At 41.0% G+C, this 18,743-nt stretch carries 18 protein-coding genes; 6 read left to right on the forward strand and 12 right to left on the reverse strand.

The features are described from left to right. Positions 1-1,104 precede the first annotated feature (1,104 nt). The gene (locus BW961_RS27180; protein WP_068592199.1) at positions 1,105-2,295 is read left to right on the forward strand and encodes a site-specific integrase; all 1,191 of its coding nucleotides are present in this window, start codon (positions 1,105-1,107) and stop codon (positions 2,293-2,295) included. Between the two features lie 188 nt (positions 2,296-2,483). Here the strand turns inward: BW961_RS27180 and rlmD are convergent, their stop codons facing one another. From rlmD to BW961_RS27200, 4 genes are all read right to left on the reverse strand, one after another. Next, positions 2,484-3,977 carry a 23S rRNA (uracil(1939)-C(5))-methyltransferase RlmD gene (gene rlmD / locus BW961_RS27185; RefSeq protein ID WP_068592202.1) on the reverse strand — a complete coding sequence of 498 codons (1,494 nt, stop codon included), beginning with the start codon at positions 3,975-3,977 and terminating at the stop codon, positions 2,484-2,486. A gap of 113 nt (positions 3,978-4,090) precedes the next feature. Then, entirely contained in the window at positions 4,091-4,972 is an 882-nt protein-coding gene (locus BW961_RS27190; protein WP_068592245.1) for a diacylglycerol kinase, read from the reverse strand. 20 nt (positions 4,973-4,992) lie between these two features. Beyond that, positions 4,993-5,760 (reverse strand): sirohydrochlorin chelatase, encoded by a 768-nt coding sequence (locus tag BW961_RS27195; protein WP_068592203.1) that lies wholly within the window; start codon positions 5,758-5,760, stop codon positions 4,993-4,995. Continuing rightward, positions 5,760-6,050: a YerC/YecD family TrpR-related protein gene (locus BW961_RS27200; protein ID WP_068592204.1), complete on the reverse strand. Its 291-nt coding sequence runs from the start codon at positions 6,048-6,050 to the stop codon at positions 5,760-5,762. The genes BW961_RS27195 and BW961_RS27200 overlap by 1 nt, the downstream gene beginning before the upstream one ends. 300 nt (positions 6,051-6,350) lie before the next feature. Between BW961_RS27200 and BW961_RS27205 the strand changes: the two genes are divergently transcribed. Further along, entirely contained in the window at positions 6,351-6,926 is a 576-nt protein-coding gene (locus BW961_RS27205; protein ID WP_068592206.1) for a hypothetical protein, read from the forward strand. 55 nt (positions 6,927-6,981) lie between these two features. Here the strand turns inward: BW961_RS27205 and corA are convergent, their stop codons facing one another. The 4 genes from corA to BW961_RS27225 all read right to left on the reverse strand — a co-directional run bounded on the left by corA (position 6,982) and on the right by BW961_RS27225 (position 10,955). Then, on the reverse strand, positions 6,982-7,941 hold the full coding sequence (corA, locus tag BW961_RS27210) for a magnesium/cobalt transporter CorA (RefSeq protein WP_068592207.1): 960 nt from the start codon (positions 7,939-7,941) through the stop codon (positions 6,982-6,984). Between the two features lie 114 nt (positions 7,942-8,055). After that, positions 8,056-9,045, reverse strand: coding sequence for an inorganic phosphate transporter (locus BW961_RS27215; protein ID WP_068592209.1), 990 nt, complete (start codon positions 9,043-9,045; stop codon positions 8,056-8,058). A 13-nt stretch (positions 9,046-9,058) separates the two neighbouring features. Beyond that, entirely contained in the window at positions 9,059-9,676 is a 618-nt protein-coding gene (locus BW961_RS27220; protein WP_068592211.1) for a DUF47 domain-containing protein, read from the reverse strand. Positions 9,677-9,881: 205 nt separating this feature from the next. After that, the gene (locus BW961_RS27225) at positions 9,882-10,955 is read right to left on the reverse strand and encodes a DUF3048 domain-containing protein (RefSeq protein ID WP_068592213.1); all 1,074 of its coding nucleotides are present in this window, start codon (positions 10,953-10,955) and stop codon (positions 9,882-9,884) included. Between the two features lie 259 nt (positions 10,956-11,214). Between BW961_RS27225 and BW961_RS27230 the strand changes: the two genes are divergently transcribed. Further along, on the forward strand, positions 11,215-11,742 hold the full coding sequence (locus tag BW961_RS27230; protein WP_068592215.1) for a DoxX family protein: 528 nt from the start codon (positions 11,215-11,217) through the stop codon (positions 11,740-11,742). Between the two features lie 78 nt (positions 11,743-11,820). On the opposite strand, the gene BW961_RS27235 is transcribed toward BW961_RS27230, so the two are convergent. The 3 genes from BW961_RS27235 to BW961_RS27245 form a co-directional block, all read right to left on the reverse strand. After that, positions 11,821-12,600 carry a DODA-type extradiol aromatic ring-opening family dioxygenase gene (locus BW961_RS27235; protein WP_068592216.1) on the reverse strand — a complete coding sequence of 260 codons (780 nt, stop codon included), beginning with the start codon at positions 12,598-12,600 and terminating at the stop codon, positions 11,821-11,823. A 98-nt stretch (positions 12,601-12,698) separates the two neighbouring features. Then, positions 12,699-13,529 (reverse strand): alpha/beta hydrolase, encoded by an 831-nt coding sequence (locus BW961_RS27240; RefSeq protein ID WP_068592217.1) that lies wholly within the window; start codon positions 13,527-13,529, stop codon positions 12,699-12,701. A 132-nt stretch (positions 13,530-13,661) separates the two neighbouring features. Beyond that, entirely contained in the window at positions 13,662-13,883 is a 222-nt protein-coding gene (locus tag BW961_RS27245) for a hypothetical protein (protein ID WP_068592219.1), read from the reverse strand. Positions 13,884-14,055: 172 nt separating this feature from the next. Here BW961_RS27245 and BW961_RS27250 point away from each other — a divergent pair, with 172 nt between their 5' ends. Then, entirely contained in the window at positions 14,056-14,748 is a 693-nt protein-coding gene (locus BW961_RS27250; RefSeq protein ID WP_068592221.1) for a DUF1129 family protein, read from the forward strand. Positions 14,749-14,870: 122 nt separating this feature from the next. Then, positions 14,871-15,812 carry a hypothetical protein gene (locus tag BW961_RS27255; RefSeq protein ID WP_068592223.1) on the forward strand — a complete coding sequence of 314 codons (942 nt, stop codon included), beginning with the start codon at positions 14,871-14,873 and terminating at the stop codon, positions 15,810-15,812. Between the two features lie 115 nt (positions 15,813-15,927). Here BW961_RS27255 and BW961_RS27260 read toward each other — a convergent pair whose 3' ends face one another. Further along, positions 15,928-16,836 (reverse strand): DMT family transporter, encoded by a 909-nt coding sequence (locus tag BW961_RS27260; RefSeq protein ID WP_068592225.1) that lies wholly within the window; start codon positions 16,834-16,836, stop codon positions 15,928-15,930. A 319-nt stretch (positions 16,837-17,155) separates the two neighbouring features. Here BW961_RS27260 and BW961_RS27265 point away from each other — a divergent pair, with 319 nt between their 5' ends. After that, on the forward strand, positions 17,156-18,616 hold the full coding sequence (locus BW961_RS27265; protein ID WP_068592247.1) for an aminotransferase class V-fold PLP-dependent enzyme: 1,461 nt from the start codon (positions 17,156-17,158) through the stop codon (positions 18,614-18,616). The last annotated feature ends 127 nt before the right edge of the window (positions 18,617-18,743 follow it).

Raw genomic sequence — 18,743 nt, forward strand, 5'->3', positions numbered from 1 at the left:
TAACAGGTTATTACGCAAGTGGAAAAAAAGTATCGCTCACAACGAAAATAAAGTGGAGTTCTAGGAATGATCAAGTTGCGAAGGTTAGCGGCACGTACGCTCCCTGAGGATATTGTCCAAAGAATTTTTGTTATGAATCAACTAATAAAAATATATGAGAGAAGTAGAGAATCAAAAATTAAGTGGTGTTCTGATCTATACTTTAAAATACTTTAACATCGAATATTCATATTTACGTTGAATACGATGAACTATTACTGCTTAATCCGAAAATAATTTCGTTCATAATGTTAGAATCTATCTTTAAAAAAACACCAGCATCATTCAAACATTAGCGAAAACCAACAGAATTTCGAATCATTAGACTCGCTCCTAGCCTCCCTCTTACTGACTGCCTTTTCAAAAAAAACGGCACAGTGCAATATTGTTTTCTTTTGTTTTAACGCAAGCCTATTGCCATTCTTTGATCAAATTCTATTGTGCTATATATAGGTGTTTGCTAAGATTACTCCATCCTTTAACTAGCCCCTCTGAGCTTATCCAACCGATGCATTTCCGAGAATTAGCATCGCCACTTGATTCTTGCTCCTCCTCTGTAAGAAATTCCCCCCAGGTACGTATTTCCATCTTCTTGGGAACTACAGCTTCCCGCCTAGTTCGCTTATCCTCTCCTAAACTTCCAATGGCTGGCACCGCGATACCGAGACTCAGCAGCAGTCTTCGGATTCACTGATGGACTTATCCATCGATACGTTAATCCTACTCAAAGGATCTATTATTTCTACTAACTTAGATTTTTGGATTTTTAATATATTTAGTTGCTGCTGCTCTGATTCATTCAGCATGATTTTGTTGTTGAAATTCCCAGTACTCATACCGCTAGATCTGCCTTAAGATCTTTAATCGCTCCTTGCAACAGAATGTTGAGCATATTTAGGAGTCCTAAAGATTTATTTTAATATTTCTTCCATAAAAACCAATAATATCGACACTCAATATCATAAAAAACAAGCCAAAGAATTAAGTGTGTTGGTCTTACAAGTATCTCCTAAAAACTTTATGGACATAATTGAAGTGTGTTTTACGTCCTATGGAGGTGGTTAAATGGCAAATTTACTAAAACGTGGGGCAGACTCATGGAGACTAACAGTAAACGTAGGGAAAAATGCTTCAGGGAAATATATTCGCCAAGGAAAAACTGTTCATTGCCGCACAAAAAAAGAAGCGGAAATCGAACTCGCTAAATTCCAAATTGAGGTTGAGGCTGGTGCTTACATTGCTCCAGAAAAATTGACTTTTTATGCTTTTATAGACGAATGGCAGGAGAAGTATGCCATTAAAGAGCTTGAGACAAAAACATTAAGTCTATATCACAGAGTTTTGGATAAACGTATTCTCCCTGTGATCGGACATTTACGATTGGATCAAGTTAAACCTTTGCACATAGCATCACTACTTAGTGACTTGGGAAAAGAAGGAAGCCGACAGGATGGAAAAGAAGGTACTCTTTCTTCAGGAACAGTTCAATATGTCTATCGGGTGATGAAGAATATCTTTTCAAGGGCCGTCGAATGGAGAGTCATTAAATCTAATCCTGTTTCTGGTGTAAAAGCACCTAAAGTTGTACATAAGGAAAGTGAAGTTTACGATGAAGAGGAAATCCAAGTCCTTTTTCAGGCTATACAGCACGAGCCTTACCATTGGCGCATGATGATCACCCTTGCGCTAACCACAGGTCTTCGCCGAGGCGAATTGGTTGGACTTGAATGGAAACATGTTGATTTAGTACAAGGAACCATTCATGTGAAGCAAAGCATTTCAGTTTTCATTGATGGTAAACCTATAATTAAGGAACCTAAAACAAAAAAATCCACACGTAAAATCAATTTATCCGATGCTGTATGGGCAGAGTTAAAGGATTATTACGAGTTCTGCAAACAAGAATGGGATAACTTAGTGGAGATCCGAGACAATAATCATTTTTTTGTGTTCTTCAATCAGTATGGCAAAGCATTTTATCCAGAAAGCCCCTATTTATGGTTCCGAGGCTTCTTAAAGAAGCACAAATTAAGATACATTAAATTTCACGATCTACGCCATACGTCCGCCACTTTGTTAATTAACAAAGGTGTTCATGCCAAGATTATCTCTGAACGACTAGGACATGCCAATATAACCACGACCATGAACATATACGGCCATGTCTTAGCGAGAGCAGATAAAGAAGCCGCCAATACGTTTGACCAGATTATTACCTTTACAAGTCGGAAAGAAGCAAAGAACCCAAGCGATTAGAAATAAAATCGCTTGGGTTCTTTGCTTTCGCTAGACTACAACAGGTCACCATTTATTAATTCATTGTTCCGATGAATTATGTTTATTTGTGCCTACTGACGTTAAAGTTTGACACCAATTTAACACCAACGTCCAAAAACACAATCTGTATCACTAGTCTCTATACAATGTTCTAATAAAATACCCCTTTATTTACAAGGAATCTCAACATCTGTACTATTCCTCACCAACAAAGCCACCGACTCCACATGCACCGTATGCGGGAACATATCCACCGGTTGCACTTCCACCGTACGATATCCACCATCTTCAAGTACTCTCAAATCCCGCGCAAGCGTTGAAGGATTACAGCTCACATACACAATCCGCTCCGGCTGCATCGCCAGGATCGTCTCCAACAAGCGAGGGTCACAACCCTTCCGTGGTGGATCGACGACGATCACATCAGGTGTGATGCCTTGCTCTTTCCAGCGTGGAATCACATCTTCGGATGCACCGACTGCGAACTCTACATTGGTCATGCCATTTAACGCAGCATTTACCTTAGCGTCTTCGATGGCTTCAGGAACGATCTCCACGCCATAGACCTGCTTCGCATGCTGAGCTAAGAATAGTGAGATTGTGCCGATGCCACAATAAGCATCTATCACGGTCTCTGCTCCAGTAAGTCCAGCATAATCCAACGTTTTACCATATAGTACTTCGGTCTGCACCGGATTCACTTGATAGAAAGAACGAGCAGAAATCGCAAATTTCACATCACCGATATAATCGTATATAACTTCATTTCCCCACAAGACGTTTGTCTTGTCTCCGAAGATGACATTCGTCGTTTGAGTGTTAATATTATGACAGATGCTTGTCACGGCTGGCATCGCCTTCGTGATCTCAGCAATCCAAGTGTCTACGTTTGGAATCTTCGCTCCGTTCGTCACCAAGACAACCATCAATTCACCCGTACGGAAAGCTACTTTGACAACAACGTGACGAAGCAAGCCTTGACCTGTTTCTTCATCATACGCCGTGATACCAAGCTTCTGACCAATGGATTTGATGTGCGCCACAATCTCGTCATTATTCTCATGCTGAATGAGGCAAGCCTCCATATCGATAATCCGATGGCTCCCTTTTGCGTAGAACCCACCGACAAGTCCACCCTCAGTTGTACCAAAAGGAACTTGAGCTTTATTGCGATATCGCCAAGGATCACTCATTCCGAGTGTAGGAAGAACAGTAATTCCTTGTTCTTCACCTTCGATCTCACGATTCAAACTTCCATCCGCCACATCTAACTTACCAATCCGAACTAGGTTGTCCACTACTAACTGACGTTTCCACGCTAATTGAGCGTTATAGTCCATATGCTGTAACTGACAGCCCCCACATTGGTCGTTGATTGGACAAAGGGCACCAATACGATCTTGGCTCGGTATAATGATGTCTAGTAGTTTGGCATAGCCATACTGCTTCTTCGTCTTGAGCACTTTCACGCGGACTTTCTCTCCTGGGAGTGCGCCCGCAACAAAAAGGGTATAGCCTTCTGTACGGCCTACCCCTTCTCCGTCATGGTTCATACCAATGATGTCGATTACGACTTCATCGTTCTTGGATACCGGCAACCCGATCAACGGAGCCGGATTACTGCGGCGATCGGATTGTCGACCGCTACGGTGTTTTTTCATGATGCTATATTCACTTCTTTCCTTATCTTCTCATCATATATATGTGTTATCTCATCCCATGGATAAGTTAATCTCTTGGATGTAACCTACATTCATTTCATCATTAGTTACGATCACGCAAAAATCCGCATATGCTGTTTCAGCATTTGGAAGGTTCCTGGGAGACTACCACCTAACTCGCCATCGAGGTTCAACAGCACTTGACCAGGTGAAGTAACTTCCATATAATCCGTTTGGAAATGGATTACTTTCTTATCTTTCAGATGTTCTCCACGCAGTGCCATTCTAACCACACGAACGAACTCTGGCAGATTACAGTTCTTAAGCGCAATGACATCAAATAGACCATCATCAATACGAGCATCTGGTGCGAGCTTCTCGAAGCCACCTACAGAATTCGTATTCGCAATTAGGAACAACATGAATTCATCGTGAATATCCGGTTGCCCATTAGCTTTAATAAAGAGTTCCTGAGGAGATAAGCTAACCATCTTCTCGATACCCTTGAGGTAATATGCAAGTTGTCCAATTAATGTCTTCAACTTACTTGGAACATCATACGTTAATTCCGTTAGTGTTCCACCACCTGCAATATTAATGAAATACCGATCATTCGCTTTCCCTACATCAATAGGCCGTGTCTCTTGTCTAATGATCAGATCACAATAGTCTTCCCAATTCTTAGGAATTCCAAGCCCCCGAGCGAAGTCATTTGTTGTTCCAAGTGGAAATAAACCAAGCGGTGGAAGATTCTCCTTACCCGCCATTCCATTAACCACTTCATATAACGTACCATCACCACCTGCGGCGATGATGAGATCATACCCACGTTCTACCGCTTCCGCAGCTTCACGAGTAGCATCTCCCTCTCCTGTAGTGGCATGTACCGAAGTCTCAATACCACCTTTGTCGAGACGTTGTAAGATATCCGCAAGCCTTCTTTTCATTTCCTCACGACCTGAGGTAGGATTATATATCAATCTTGCTCTCTTCATACGAGAACCGCCACCCGTTATCATAATGTGAACCTTTGCAACATAACCTGCACCTGTCTCCCTATCCACTGAGATATCAGAGGATGCGGTAACAGTGCCTGACCTGAAAAGCGATACGATAGTCCCTTAAGTCGTTCTGGTATAACGTTTCGAGTGAAATATCCTTCACTCAGAAAAAGAGGAGCCACGATGACTTGATACCCGTATTCTCTTTGCCAATACTCCGTTCGTTCTTGGAGTGAATTCGGATTCAGAAGTGCATAATCGACCCTCACACCACTAATCGCCTGAACTTTGAGCGCAAGAGAGGATATTCCCTTCTCCCAACGCTCTCGAAATCCCTCGTATATACTTCCATGTCCAATAAGTAAAATCACTTGTTGATCAACATCCACACATAAACTGCGTACTTTATCCCATACCATCTGAGCAACATCATCGTCGTCATCCATAGGCTTTCCATAATGTATATTAGCTTGAATATGATAAGGTTCAAGATCAGTATCACAATCTGCCATCTCTTTCACACCCAGTGCATAAGCAATTTCATCCACATGTGTACTACCTGAAGATACAAATAACGGAATGACGATAATATCGGTTACTCCTTGTTCTTCAAGGAGGTGAATGCCATCTTGAATCAATCTTCCCTCTACAATTTCCAAGAACGAAACCGCCACAGGAATAGTATCCTGCAGCGGTAACTGATTCACAGATTCATCCACCAATGCTACCCAATTAGGCTCCCTAGAGCCATGGCTGATGATTAATACACCTGGTCTACACATTAGCGTCCTAGGCGTTCCAACGACATTTTATACCCATCATTACCATAATTCAAACAACGCTTCACTCGTGAGATGGTTGCAGTACTCGCACCTGTCTCTGCCTCGATCTGGTTATATGTGGACCCTTTCCCTAACATACGTGCTACTTCCAGACGTTGAGAGAGTGATTGAATTTCATTTACTGTACACAGATCATCGAAGAATACGTAACATTCTTCTATATTCTTAAGCGTCAATACCGCTTCAAATAGTTGATCTACACTCTTATCATTTAGTTTCTTTAATTGCACCGCTAATCATCCTCTACTATTACTATGTATCCCCATTGTACTGTAGTCAATACAATCATTTCAAGCATTAACGGTTTCACGCAGTAATGAAGCGAATCACGAAAGCACTCAATCAGACTGTTTTCAATAGAATCAGACTTCATCTACACCGTCATTTCTTTACCATTCTAGCATATTCATCACGCTTAGGCATCAGCCCTTTTCCGCTCCTATCCCTGCTCATCAGGGCATTCGTCCATACTTTATGTTCGCCTATTACATACAGTATCGTATACCAATCTGAAAAGGATAGTGATAATCATGGCTGAGCATTACCACCGTAGTTCTCTGAGCAACCAGCGTTCACTCGGTCCTTTCTCTTCGTCTTCATATAATAATCCATACCCTGGAATTGATTCCTTGGGGGCTATTCCTCAGCTTGAATCGTCTGGCCTATCTCCATTTCAAGGCGGAGGCGGCTTGACTGGATTCGGCGCAGCTGACTTGATTGAGTCTACATCTGCTACAACAGCAGTATTACCCGCTGTGGCGACAGCTGCCAAAACAGGATTCTCTCTAGCAAACATAGGTGAGCTCAAAGGTGTAATCGACAGAATGGGAGGCATTGATGGTATCGTAAACTCGATGGGGAAATTCCAAAAGGTGATGAGTGGTGTTCAACAAATGGCACCTATGATTAAGCTAATGATGGGTACCTTTGGTAAAGGTAAGACGAAGGGTACTCCCGATGATGATGATCCCATATACTATACTCCGCGTAAACGCCGGCGTAAGAAAACATCATCTACTAAACGTAAACCAGCTCCATCACGTAAGTCTACCAAATCCACCAACTCTACTAAGCGGCGTTCGTCCGGCAAGAAATCCCCCAAATAATAGTTCCAATTCAGCAAAGTAATTAGAGTGCTTACTTCCGATGTGAGTACTCTAATTACTTGAACCAGCCTCGACGAATGAACCACACCACCATGCCACCACCAAGCATGAACATTACCGCCATCACGATAGCATACCCATATTTCCAGTTAAGTTCCGGCATTTGGGCAAAGTTCATTCCATAGATTCCTGCAATTAGAGTCAAAGGCATAAAGATAACCGTAATGACGGTGAGTGTCTTCATAATGTTATTCATTCGGTTGGAATTGAGAGATATATAGCTATCACGCAAATCCGAAGTCATCTCTCGGTCAGCCTCTATCATATCTGCTAGTTTCAATAAATGGTCATAAATATCTGAGAAATATACCTTATGCTCCCCACTATTCTGAATATGTTGTGAGTTGACAATCCGATACATGAGGTCCCGCATAGGAACAATCGTCCGCCGAAGCTTCAACAAGCGTCCCCTAAGATCAAACACTTGGTTCATCAAATCCTCCACAGATTCATTGCTACCTTGATTCTCAATCTCTGCTAACTCATCTTCAATGCTGTATAACGTAGGGAAATAGCGATCTACCATCATATCAATCAACGTATATGCACAAGCAATTGGGCCACGAGCCCATACTTTACGGTCGTGAGCATGTTGAATAATTTGTGACCATGCTTCATCAATCTCAGGAAGTTGTCGATGGTGAAAAGATACGATCAAATTATGATTTAAGAATAAATCCACTTCTTCTGCATGTAGCGTATCGGGGTTGAGGGCGTGGAGAACCAGAAACTGTGTATCATCGTAAAAATCTAATTTGGGCCGTTGTAATACAAACATACAATCTTCAACAGCCAGCGGATGAAAATGGAAATATGTATTTAGTAAATCTGCCTCCTCTACCGTAGGAGAGCTGAAGTCCGTCCAAATCCACGCATAATCATCCATATGAATCTCTTCTAATGGAAGTCCCACTTTTACCTCATGCGTATGAGTAATAGCAAGTGTCCTAATCATAAATATTAATACTTCCTCTCTAATCCGATACTCTTGTACAAAAAAAAGCCAACCTTCGGTGATTGGCCACTTCTATCCCAGTATGTCTATTTAGTAAATCTTCACGCCTATTTTCTAGAATAATATTTTAAAGATCACGCCTGCTAACAATCCTGCAATTGGAATGGTAATAAACCATGTAATGACGATCCGTCCCGCAAGTGACCATTTCACTTCAGATACTCGTTTGGCACTACCTACACCTAAGAGCGCTGATGTAATCGCATGTGTTGTACTTACAGGCATATGAAGCATCGTTGCTGTAAATATAACCGAAGCTCCAGCCATATCTGCTGCGAATCCATTAATAGGTTCAATTTTGAAAATTTTAGTTCCCATTGTTTTGATAATTTTATATCCACCAACGGAAGTACCAAGTGCCATAGCTGTAGCGGCAGATAATTTAACCCAAAGTGGAACCTCTAGATGATCCTGAAACCCTGATGTAACGAGAGCAAATGTAATAATCCCCATTGCTTTCTGTGCATCATTCGTACCATGTGTGAAGGCTTGAATTGCCGCTGTGAGAATCTGCATCGTGCGGAAACCTTTATTGACATTATGAGGACTTCTTTTTGCAAAAATCCATTTCAAAAGAGTCATAATAATATAACCAATAGCGAATGCAATTAATGGAGAGAAGATTAGTACTTTAAGAATACTGATAAATCCTTCCCACTTCACATAACCCGCTCCAGCTCCTACCAATACCGCCCCTGTTAACGCACCAATTAAGGCATGTGATGAGGAAGAAGGAATGCCGAACCACCAAGTCACTAGGTTCCAAATGATAGCAGCTAGTAATGCCGCAATAACGACCTCAATCCCATTATCAAGCGCCGCTGGATCAGCAACACTACCCCCAATGGTCTTAGCTACCCCTGTAAATGTGATTGCACCAAGGAAGTTCATAGCAGCTGCCATTATAATAGCTACTCTCGGTTTCAATGCACGGGTGGAGACTGAAGTCGCAATAGCATTGGCCGTATCATGGAATCCATTAATAAAGTCAAATGCTAATGCAAGAAAGACGACGATGCCTAAAACAAATAATGACGTTTCCATGTTTGTAAACCCCTTATGAATTGCTCATAATAATCGATTCCAGCATATTGGCCACATCTTCACACGTGTCCGTAGTTTGTTCTAGACGTTCATAAATTTCTTTTTTCTTAATCAAATCGATGGGATCACTAATAGTTGCGAATAAATTCTTCACACAAATACGAAGCAAATCGTCACCTTGGTTCTCAAGATCATTCAAACGAATCGTATATTCACGAATAGCTAGAAGTTTCTTTTGCGATAGTAAATGAATTGCCTTCTGAATTACATAAGCAGATTGACGCAAAATCTCTGCAAACTGAACGATATATTCGTCTGGTTTATGCAGATCATACATATAGAATCGGGAAGCCGTAGCCTCCAAACCATCCATAACATCATCTAAGCTGGACGTTAACGCCAAGATGTCATCACGATCGATGGGAGTAATAAACGTTTTGTTGAGTTCCTTAATAATCGTGTGCGTGAATTCATCACACTGGGACTCATACTTCTTCATTTCACCTGCAAATACAGATACATCTTCATATTTCGACACGTTTTGTGCAAAATAATCGGCAGCTTGTACGATTGTATCTGCCATATTTTCCATTGTTTCGAAAAAGATGTCCTTTTTCTTCTTGAATACCATTTGATTACTCCTCTGCTCAAAATATTGCCTTCAGTTCATCCATATACAAGAGAACCCTTGCTATCTTACCATAACCCCCAACCCCTTTGTAAAGGCGGACTCTATCTTTTCTTGCAACGAAAGCTGTCTGTACTTATATTTTCTTGAATTTTCTATTTTCTTTCATATTTACCCAGTTATTTAATACAACATTTAACTTTAAAGCCTAATTTTGTTTCACATTCGACACGGTGACATGACTTTCAAAAGTAGGATCATTAGGTACGATATTTATGTATGTTGTACCCGGAACTAATGGAATCTCCTTATCATTACTTACAAATCGAATGACATCATCTTTGGAATGAATCCAATTCCCTCTAATTAGCTTGCCTTGCTGAAATATTAATGCTTCACCGCCAAGGTTAATATCAACTGAAAGACGTCCTACATCATCAAGTACCTTGTGATCCGCTCCCATCACAATCACGTTTGCAGCTTCTAACTGCATATTGTTCGTGAGGTCCATGTGTGGCTTATTATTAATGGAACGTTTATATACTTGCTTCGAATCATCATAATCATACGAAACGATATAATTTTTGAGCAAAAAAGTAATATCCACTTTACTAGCATGCTCTCCTGCAATAATTTCATTCTCTGAGCGGAAAGGATAAGTCGGTATAGCCACTTCTTGTGCATACTTTAATTTATTCGCTCCTTCATGGAGTTTGTCCGTGTCAGAGTACAAATTATGCGGAGCCTTACGACTCTTATCTCGCCAGAAATAAGCACCTGCCTTACCGATCTCATCAAGATCTTCCTTCTTCTGCTTCTGAATGATTGAATAGGCTTCCGGACTTCCACCCGCATGTACGAGTAGACCATGATAAAGACCACCAAGCTCGATGAGATAAGGCCTTATACTTCTAATGGGTCCAATGGTAACTGCATCACTATGGCTTTGATAAATAGCGACGAGTCGTGTAATTCCTCCTTCTGCCAATACTTCATATACGATATCTGCTTTACTTAACCCCGATTGTGGCCTTGCAGCTGGAGCATTGTTGACCATAACAGCTAACGGACGTTTGTTCGAGGGGAATTCTATAGGCAACCCGGTAAGTGGAGCTACATATTGAGTTATGGGAGTAACGGGGTCTGAAGTAGGCTTTTCTTCTTCAACTAATGGCGTTATTTCCGAAGGTGGTTCTGCCTCTTGTTTAGCATTGGTACAGGATGAAAGAATGAATGCCATGAATAAGATACTCAACATCTGTATTAACTTCGGTCGATTCATGAATGAATACTCCTCCTTGTCTAAGGACTTCTTTGTTTCTTCCATTTAATCACAAAAGCAACTTTTTGTCAGGCTTCATCATTTGATGTCGAAAAGTTAGGCTCAATTTAATTATCTTAAAATTTATTTTAAATTTGTGATTTAAATCACAACTTAAGTGAAATGTTTCACATATAATAAGGATATCAAAGATGATCATCTTTCAACAAACACATTCAACAAAAGAAACCTACATCCAAATATACTTAGGAGTGATATTATGTTTAACAATTGGCTCAGAACTAACAAAGTAGCAGCGTTTATCCTTACTTTCGTTCGACTCTATCTTGGATATACATGGTTTACAGGTGGTATTCATAAATTAACAGGCGGCTTTGATGCTGGAGGGTTCCTACAAGGAGCGATTGCGAACAGTACAGGTGATCATCCTGCCGTTCAAGGATGGTGGGCTGCATTCTTGGAACATGCCGCATTACCAGCCGTTAAGACCTTCAATATTATGGTCCCTCTAGGAGAGACTCTCGTAGGACTAGGTCTCATACTTGGCGTATTCACCACATTTGCAGCACTCATGGCCATCGTCATGAATACCGCTTTTCTACTATCGGGTACTGTTAGCACTAACGTTCAAATGCTATTGATGGAATGCTTCATTGTTGTTGCAGCCGCAAATGGAGGTCGGATTGGGCTAGATCGTTGGATGATTCCTTTTTTGAGAAATATTCCTCGCAACTATATCAATACAGTAGCAACCCTTCTTCCTCAAGCGAAGAAGCATAGCGTTTAATGAAACAGAAACGGTTAGTTCCACCATATCAAATAAAGGAGTTCTCTCTTCATCACTGAAGGAAGAACTCCTTTTATATTACGATCCGAACATCCAACAGTTCAGACTAAGATTGCCATACTGATAATCTTGAAATAGTCGTTTCGCCTTACGTTCATCGTCTGCTGCTCCCATTGCGTAGAACAATGGAGCAAAATGTTCCAATCCATATGGAGGAACGGCTTGATCTGCAAACGGTGCTTTCTGCCGATAATCGAATAACGATTTCAAATCCCATTCTTCGAGTTCTACAGCGATCCAATGATCGAACTCAGCAGCCCATTCATCGGTTTGTGCACCCTCGCTAATCGTACGTAAATTATGAACAAGACCACCACTACCAATAATAAGTACATCTTCCTTACGAAGTTCCGCAAGCATAGCACCTATATTGTACTGTTCCTTGGGTGATCGTGTTGAATCGACAGACAACTCAATAACAGGGATATTGGCTTCGGGATATAACTTCTGAAGAATAACCCAAACCCCATGATCAAGTCCACGATCTCGAACGGGCGTATAGTTTAAATTATTTTTCTTAAATAATTCATCTATTCGTTTGTTTAATTCAGGATCACCAAGAGCTGGATAAGTAATCTTATACATCTCCTCAGGGAATCCATAGAAATCATGCATCGTAGTATGTGTCTGATCCATGGTCATTGACTGAATTGGCGTATCCCAATGGGCTGAGAAAACTACGATGGCCTTCGGAATTTTGAAATGTTGACCCAATCCTTGTAAAAAGCGGGCATAATCATGTTCCTCCAAAGCCAGCATAGGCGAACCATGCGCTACAAATAAAGAAGGTATTGTCATTGATATCAACCTCCACTCACCAGTATACATTGCTACTTTGTATTTTACAGTTAATGGAGGCTTTTTACCAATATTATTGTCCTAGCCCATATTAGGTGTTAAATCATCCAGTTCTGCCATTCCTGTTGTGTTCTTTCCTGTGCGTTCAACCATTCCTTCGTCCGATGAAGTAACTGCTCACGGTGAGGGCCTGAGGAGTAGGTGTGATCCGCTTGAAAAATGATTTCTTTATCACAACTTCCTTCAGAGCGCATCCAGAATACTTTCTGATAGAGAAAAGCATAATCAACCGGAATAGAATCATCTGAGGTTCCGTGGATTAACAGGACATTCCCATTAAATTTACCTGCTTGTTGGAAAGGTTGAAACGGCGCAAGTGATTCAAAAAAGACGGGTGTGAATGTATAACCTAAATAATCGGAAGAACCCTTCTTAACCGCAGAATCATAAACATCTCGACCCGTGATTTTGACAATATCATTAAAAGGATAACCTACAGATGACCATAAAATAAGGTTCTTCACACGACGATCCCGTCCTGCGGTTAGAATAGCAACCGCTCCACCCAAGCTATGTCCAATTAGAGTGACCCTTGTTGGGTCCACATCAGCACAAGCTAGTGAATAATCAAGTACACTACGAGTCTGGTCAATCATGGACGCAAGCCCTTCCTTACCATAATCGCCCGTACTTTCGCCACAACCGATATAATCAAATCTAACAACCATATATCCGTCCTCTGAAAGCTCCCTTGCCGTCTTCAAGAAAAGGCGATCTACTCCGATACGATTGCCTACAAATCCATGACAAATAATGACGAGAGGCACTCGTTCTTTACTACGTCCCTCTTTCTTTACTTTCGAAGACGGATAATGAATACTGGCTGTCAGTTCCTCTTGATTATGTCGGATAATAATGTGACGCTCCATACTCGATTCCCCCTAGCATTATGCGATTTATCTATATACTAATAAATCCGATAAGATTAATATGAATTAACGAATTTATTGTAACATCGCCAAAAAGGGTCTGTCAATGGATTTTTGACTGTTCAGTGGATTCTAGTCATAGCTTTGAATAAACATGTTATGCGTCTCTTCCCTGCCCTCCCAGCTTGCCATCATCTCGTTTCCTTGTTCGGCCTGGGATAACCCACCCCACATCGAAGGAGTATTCATCTCATCATCTAATCCCATTTCCGATGTAAGCTGCTGATCTGTCGCTCTGATGCCAGCTTGTTCATGCGATAGTGAAGCAGAATTCGAGTCTAGATTATTTACCATATTAGCTCCTCCTTTGTTCTACTTATCTGTATTATGTTGTGAATCCACACAAGGTTTTATACACTTGCACTAATATGACACAAACAACCATTTACCATTATTGACATCTGCATGTCCTTGCCAACCTCCACCTGTATTCCTATACTTGAACTAGATAGGGGGAGCTAATCACATGACAATTAAAGCTATGATCAAAGAAAATAATCGATTAAGAGAACAGATGACCCCTGACAATAAAGATTATTTCGAGGACATCGTCGTTTACTTCCGCACCTGTGATGTGGATCAGACCGAAAGTGAACAATTACTGTTAGCGTTGGCACATCAACTTCTGGAAGCGCAAGAGCAGGGAATACAAGCACGTCAACTATTTGGACCCAACGCCGAAGAGTACAGTCGAAATAAAGTGCAAATTCTGCCTAAGAAAAAGACGATAGAGGGCATTCAATATTATGTAATGATTCCTTGGGTTGCCCTAACAATGTTCTTTTTCATGGAGTCCTTCGTTGGTTTCGTAGCGCAGTGGCTTGGCGGCTCGATGGATACCTTCAATCGCATCAGTCTCTTGTCGCTCATTGTTATCGCTATAGGTTCTATCCTATTAATGGAAGCTGTCACGAAGTTACTTAATCGTAAAACAGAACAAGAAGATCAAGTTCAAGGCCAAGGAAATTCTAAGCCTATACCTAAGCCCAATCTAAATTTAAGAACCATCGGAATCTACGTTGTCGTCACGTTGATCATTATGATGATCGGATATACTTTCCGTAATCTACTACCCGTATTTACGATTCAACCTTGGGTTAGCCTTCTCATTGCTGTCATTGGACTCGTCGGGTGGAGATTTATATTCAAGCGAAAGTAATGTTGAATAAAAGCACTATTTTACAACTAAATTGTTTTGAAGTCGAAGCCAATTTGTAACTTCACTACCTCCTATTTGGGTTAATATATACTGTAACCTATAATTTAGGAGGTATTTTATTAATGAAATTCACACCCATCACTATAACCACTACTGTTCTAGCCCTATTCATGACACTCCAATCTGAAGCAGCGTTTGCTTCAACGGACCAACTCATTGTGTCCGCATCCACTAGCAAGGTAACTGCCATTTCAGCCAATACAAGCCGTGCAACTATCGTATACAATAAATTTCTAAACCTAGCTAAACAACCTAATAAGCTTATAGAGTCCAACTCTTTTCTAAAGGCTCATATTTATGAAGTAAGCTCTTCTCAGGCAAGTCTAATGACTCTTAGATTAGAGAACGCTCAACGTGCCTCCATGCGAGCATGGGAAGATAAACTCTTTGCTGGTTCTGTTCAAGAGGACATCGCTAAGATATATAAAGAGAATGACACTTTAGCTAAGCTCATAGATCGGACCAAGGATTCGAGCTTAGTTAAGCTACTTAAAGATGCACAGAATAGTGGATACAAGCTAGAGACAGCAGAGGGAACATTCTTTCTTGTCATTGACTACGAAGGATATAAGCAATATCGTCCATACGTCATGAAGGATATAAAGAGCTATATCGATATCATGGCAGTTGAATCTGCTAATACTCCTTCTAAGGACGCTGGCCTCATGATTAGTTGGAAAGAAGTTACAGCGCGTGCGCTGAATCAAGAAGCTTTTGTGAAATCATATCCTAATTCTAATCGTACGAAAGCGATATCCTCCCTGTATCAACAATATATAGTCAGTGCGATATATGGACTGAATAATACGCCTCTGTTCGATTACGTATCTAACTCAATGGATCCTGAAGCAAAAGAAGCTTATTTAACCCTCCTCGCTGAGAATAATAAGTCAGATAGTATGTATTTAAAGAAACTCCAAGCTTTCATGGATGTGCTAAAGGATAACAACTATACACTTAATGCTACAGTAGAGAAATACCGTAAGGTTAACTTCCCTATATAGACTGCTGTGGTAGACTTATATTTCTTTGCAACTATTTAAAAAGCCTTCTCGACACATGCTGCGATTACTCACAGGAATGTGTACGAGAAGGCTTTTTTAGTATCCTACTTATGTGTTATTGATCTTCTGATAACAGTACTGAATATTTCGGTTTGCTTTTACGACTGGCTATGAATACCCCGGTAAGAATAATCACCAACCCAACCAATAATGTCCACTTAATATGCTCATTTAATAAGGTATACCCCCATAGAACAGCAGTACATGGAACGAGATAAGTTACCATCGTTGCAAATTCCGCACTTCCTTTTTGAATCATATAATAGAACAAGATATACGCAATGCCCGATCCGAACACACCTAACCCTATAAGCATCAAGATATTGGATAACGAAGTGAGATGTGATAATGAGACTTCCTCCGTAGAGAAAGCCATAATCCCGCTTCCAATCGTGGTGCATAGTAACGTTCCAAAGGTAACCTGATACATGGAGTATCCTAATGTAAGAAGATTCTTCGATAACTGAGATCCTACGGCATAACAGAATGTCGCTGCGATCATACAACCGAATCCTAGCACATCCACCGAAATGAACGTAACAGGATTAACATCAAGCAATATGATTATTCCCACGGTCGCAATCCCGATTCCGATCCACTGTCTCTTACTAGAAACAGAACGAAAGAACAACACGCCCACAATAATTGTCCAGACTGGTGTTGTAGCGTTCAAGACAGATGCCATACTACTAGGCAATCGTGTTTCACTAAAAGCAATGAATGCCCAAGGAATCGCCGTATTGATTAAAGCCATAATGGTCATCGGAACCCAAGAAATAGTTCGTACGCCAAATGGTTTCTTCAAGGCTAACATTATACTTACAATAACGATCAGGCCTGTACTTGATCTTAAGAAGGCGATGGTCCAGGGACCGAAATCATGAAGAAGCATTTTGATGAAAAAGAACGATCCGCCCCAGATGAGACTAAGTGCAATAAGTGCTAAATATACTAGACGTGACAATGCTACTCCTTCTTTCTCTGATACTAATTTCAATGTAATGTGAATATCTCAAGGTACTAGCGTAACGTAATTCATCTCGAAAGTTCAATACATTCTTTAATCATATCTCATAATATCCTACCTCATACGGTTACAATTCCAACTAAATTCGCAATTATTCATTTAAAATTTAATATATCATACATGTGTTACACCTTTATTTTATCAATAGGCAATAACCCACCATGCAGTTCAGACATATACTGAGATCAAATCATGTCAGGATATGCTGGAGGAATAGTGCGTGCCAAGTGTACAACGCAATGATCTAGGCGAGGATATGTCATTAACACAATATTTCGAAACGTTCAGGAATCATATCGTCGGGAACGACTTCCATTTCGAATCGCCATACGGAAGGAAACCAATCATTTATGCGGATTGGGCAGCCAGCGGACGTCTCTATCTCCCTATTGAATCACACATTCTAGAGCAGTTCGGACCCTATATGGCGAATACACATACAGAAGCTAACATCACAGGCACAACCATGACTAGGACCTACAATCAAGCACGGAACTTGATTAAACGTCATGTGAATGCAGACGAACGAGACATTCTTATCAATACCGGTGCTGGGATGACCTCAGCCGTTAACAAGCTGCAGCGCATCTTAGGACTTAGAGTACCCAAGTGGCTGGATCGCCATTGCTCCTTATCTGAAGAGAATCGTCCGATCATATTTGTTAGTCATATGGAGCACCATTCTAATCAGTTATCATGGTCGGAGACCATTGGAGATGTCGTATGTATTGAACCTGGAGGAAACGGAGAGGTAGATCCAGAGAAACTAGAACACGCTTTAAAGAAATATAGCCATCGCACATGTAAAATAGGCTCCTTTACTGCATGTTCCAATGTCACCGGAATCCAGACACCTTATCATCAACTCGCTCGAAAAATGCATGAATACGGAGGGTTATGTTTCGTTGATTTCTCGGCAAGTGCTCCTTATGTGGATATCAACATGCACCCTTCATCCCCTTTGGAACAATTAGATGCCATATACTTCTCACCTCATAAGTTTCTAGGTGGGCCCGGGAGCAGTGGTGTCTTGATCTTCAATTCGCAGCTCTACAACAATCACATTCCTGATCGTCCTGGCGGTGGGACTGTAGCATGGACGAATTCAGTAGGAGGCAGGCAATATTACACAGATATCGAGGCACGCGAAGATGGAGGGACGCCCCCCATCCTCCAGACTATCAGAACTGCACTCTGTATTCAGCTCAAAGAACGTATGGGTAGTCGTCAGATTATCCAGCGTGATCGTGAATTAACCTCCATACTTTTGAACGAGTTAACCCAAACGCAGGGCATATTTGTGTTGGAGGATCACGCTCGAAGACGGCTGGGAATCATATCTTTTATTGCGCATCGTATTCATTACAACTTATTTGTGAGATTACTTAATGATCGGTTCGGGATTCAAGCACGTGGTGGTTGCTCTTGCGCTGGCCCATATGGCCATTACTTACTTCAAATTAATGAAAGTACATCAAAGACCATTACAGACCAACTAGATCAGGGTGATCTAACCAACAAACCGGGTTGGGTTCGATTATCCATTCACCCCACGATGACCGATCAAGAGATGTATACCATCTCAGAGGCCGTTCGTTCCATTATGATGAATATTGAATCATGGAAGCAAGATTACCACTATGATTCAGCTACGAATGACTGGCATCATACATTCGCAGAACATCGCGTAAATCTAGATGAATTATTTACGTTCTAAGTGCTCTTAGTCCCACTCAATCTACTCCACATGTTCTGGAGAGAAGTCTATTTCCACATCGGAATCGGTGACAATAATAAGCGCAGCAAAAAAGCGTGATACGCAATTTTCGTATACACGCTTTTTT

This window comes from Paenibacillus macquariensis, from assembly GCF_900156375.1.
Classification (GTDB): Bacteria; Bacillota; Bacilli; order Paenibacillales; family Paenibacillaceae; genus Paenibacillus_AQ; species Paenibacillus_AQ macquariensis.

Excerpts from the sequence above, each read along its gene's own strand:
- BW961_RS27180 (WP_068592199.1), top strand. The coding sequence starts at position 1,105 with ATGGCAAATTTACTAAAACGTGGGGCAGACTCATGGAGACTAACAGTA.
- rlmD (WP_068592202.1), bottom strand. The coding sequence starts at position 3,977 with ATGAAAAAACACCGTAGCGGTCGACAATCCGATCGCCGCAGTAATCCG.
- BW961_RS27190 (WP_068592245.1), bottom strand. The coding sequence starts at position 4,972 with ATGAAGAGAGCAAGATTGATATATAATCCTACCTCAGGTCGTGAGGAA.
- BW961_RS27195 (WP_068592203.1), bottom strand. The coding sequence starts at position 5,760 with ATGTGTAGACCAGGTGTATTAATCATCAGCCATGGCTCTAGGGAGCCT.
- BW961_RS27205 (WP_068592206.1), top strand. The coding sequence starts at position 6,351 with ATGGCTGAGCATTACCACCGTAGTTCTCTGAGCAACCAGCGTTCACTC.
- corA (WP_068592207.1), bottom strand. The coding sequence starts at position 7,941 with ATGATTAGGACACTTGCTATTACTCATACGCATGAGGTAAAAGTGGGA.
- BW961_RS27215 (WP_068592209.1), bottom strand. The coding sequence starts at position 9,045 with ATGGAAACGTCATTATTTGTTTTAGGCATCGTCGTCTTTCTTGCATTA.
- BW961_RS27220 (WP_068592211.1), bottom strand. The coding sequence starts at position 9,676 with ATGGTATTCAAGAAGAAAAAGGACATCTTTTTCGAAACAATGGAAAAT.
- BW961_RS27225 (WP_068592213.1), bottom strand. The coding sequence starts at position 10,955 with ATGAATCGACCGAAGTTAATACAGATGTTGAGTATCTTATTCATGGCA.
- BW961_RS27230 (WP_068592215.1), top strand. The coding sequence starts at position 11,215 with ATGTTTAACAATTGGCTCAGAACTAACAAAGTAGCAGCGTTTATCCTT.
- BW961_RS27235 (WP_068592216.1), bottom strand. The coding sequence starts at position 12,600 with ATGACAATACCTTCTTTATTTGTAGCGCATGGTTCGCCTATGCTGGCT.
- BW961_RS27240 (WP_068592217.1), bottom strand. The coding sequence starts at position 13,529 with ATGGAGCGTCACATTATTATCCGACATAATCAAGAGGAACTGACAGCC.
- BW961_RS27245 (WP_068592219.1), bottom strand. The coding sequence starts at position 13,883 with ATGGTAAATAATCTAGACTCGAATTCTGCTTCACTATCGCATGAACAA.
- BW961_RS27250 (WP_068592221.1), top strand. The coding sequence starts at position 14,056 with ATGACAATTAAAGCTATGATCAAAGAAAATAATCGATTAAGAGAACAG.
- BW961_RS27255 (WP_068592223.1), top strand. The coding sequence starts at position 14,871 with ATGAAATTCACACCCATCACTATAACCACTACTGTTCTAGCCCTATTC.
- BW961_RS27265 (WP_068592247.1), top strand. The coding sequence starts at position 17,156 with ATGTCATTAACACAATATTTCGAAACGTTCAGGAATCATATCGTCGGG.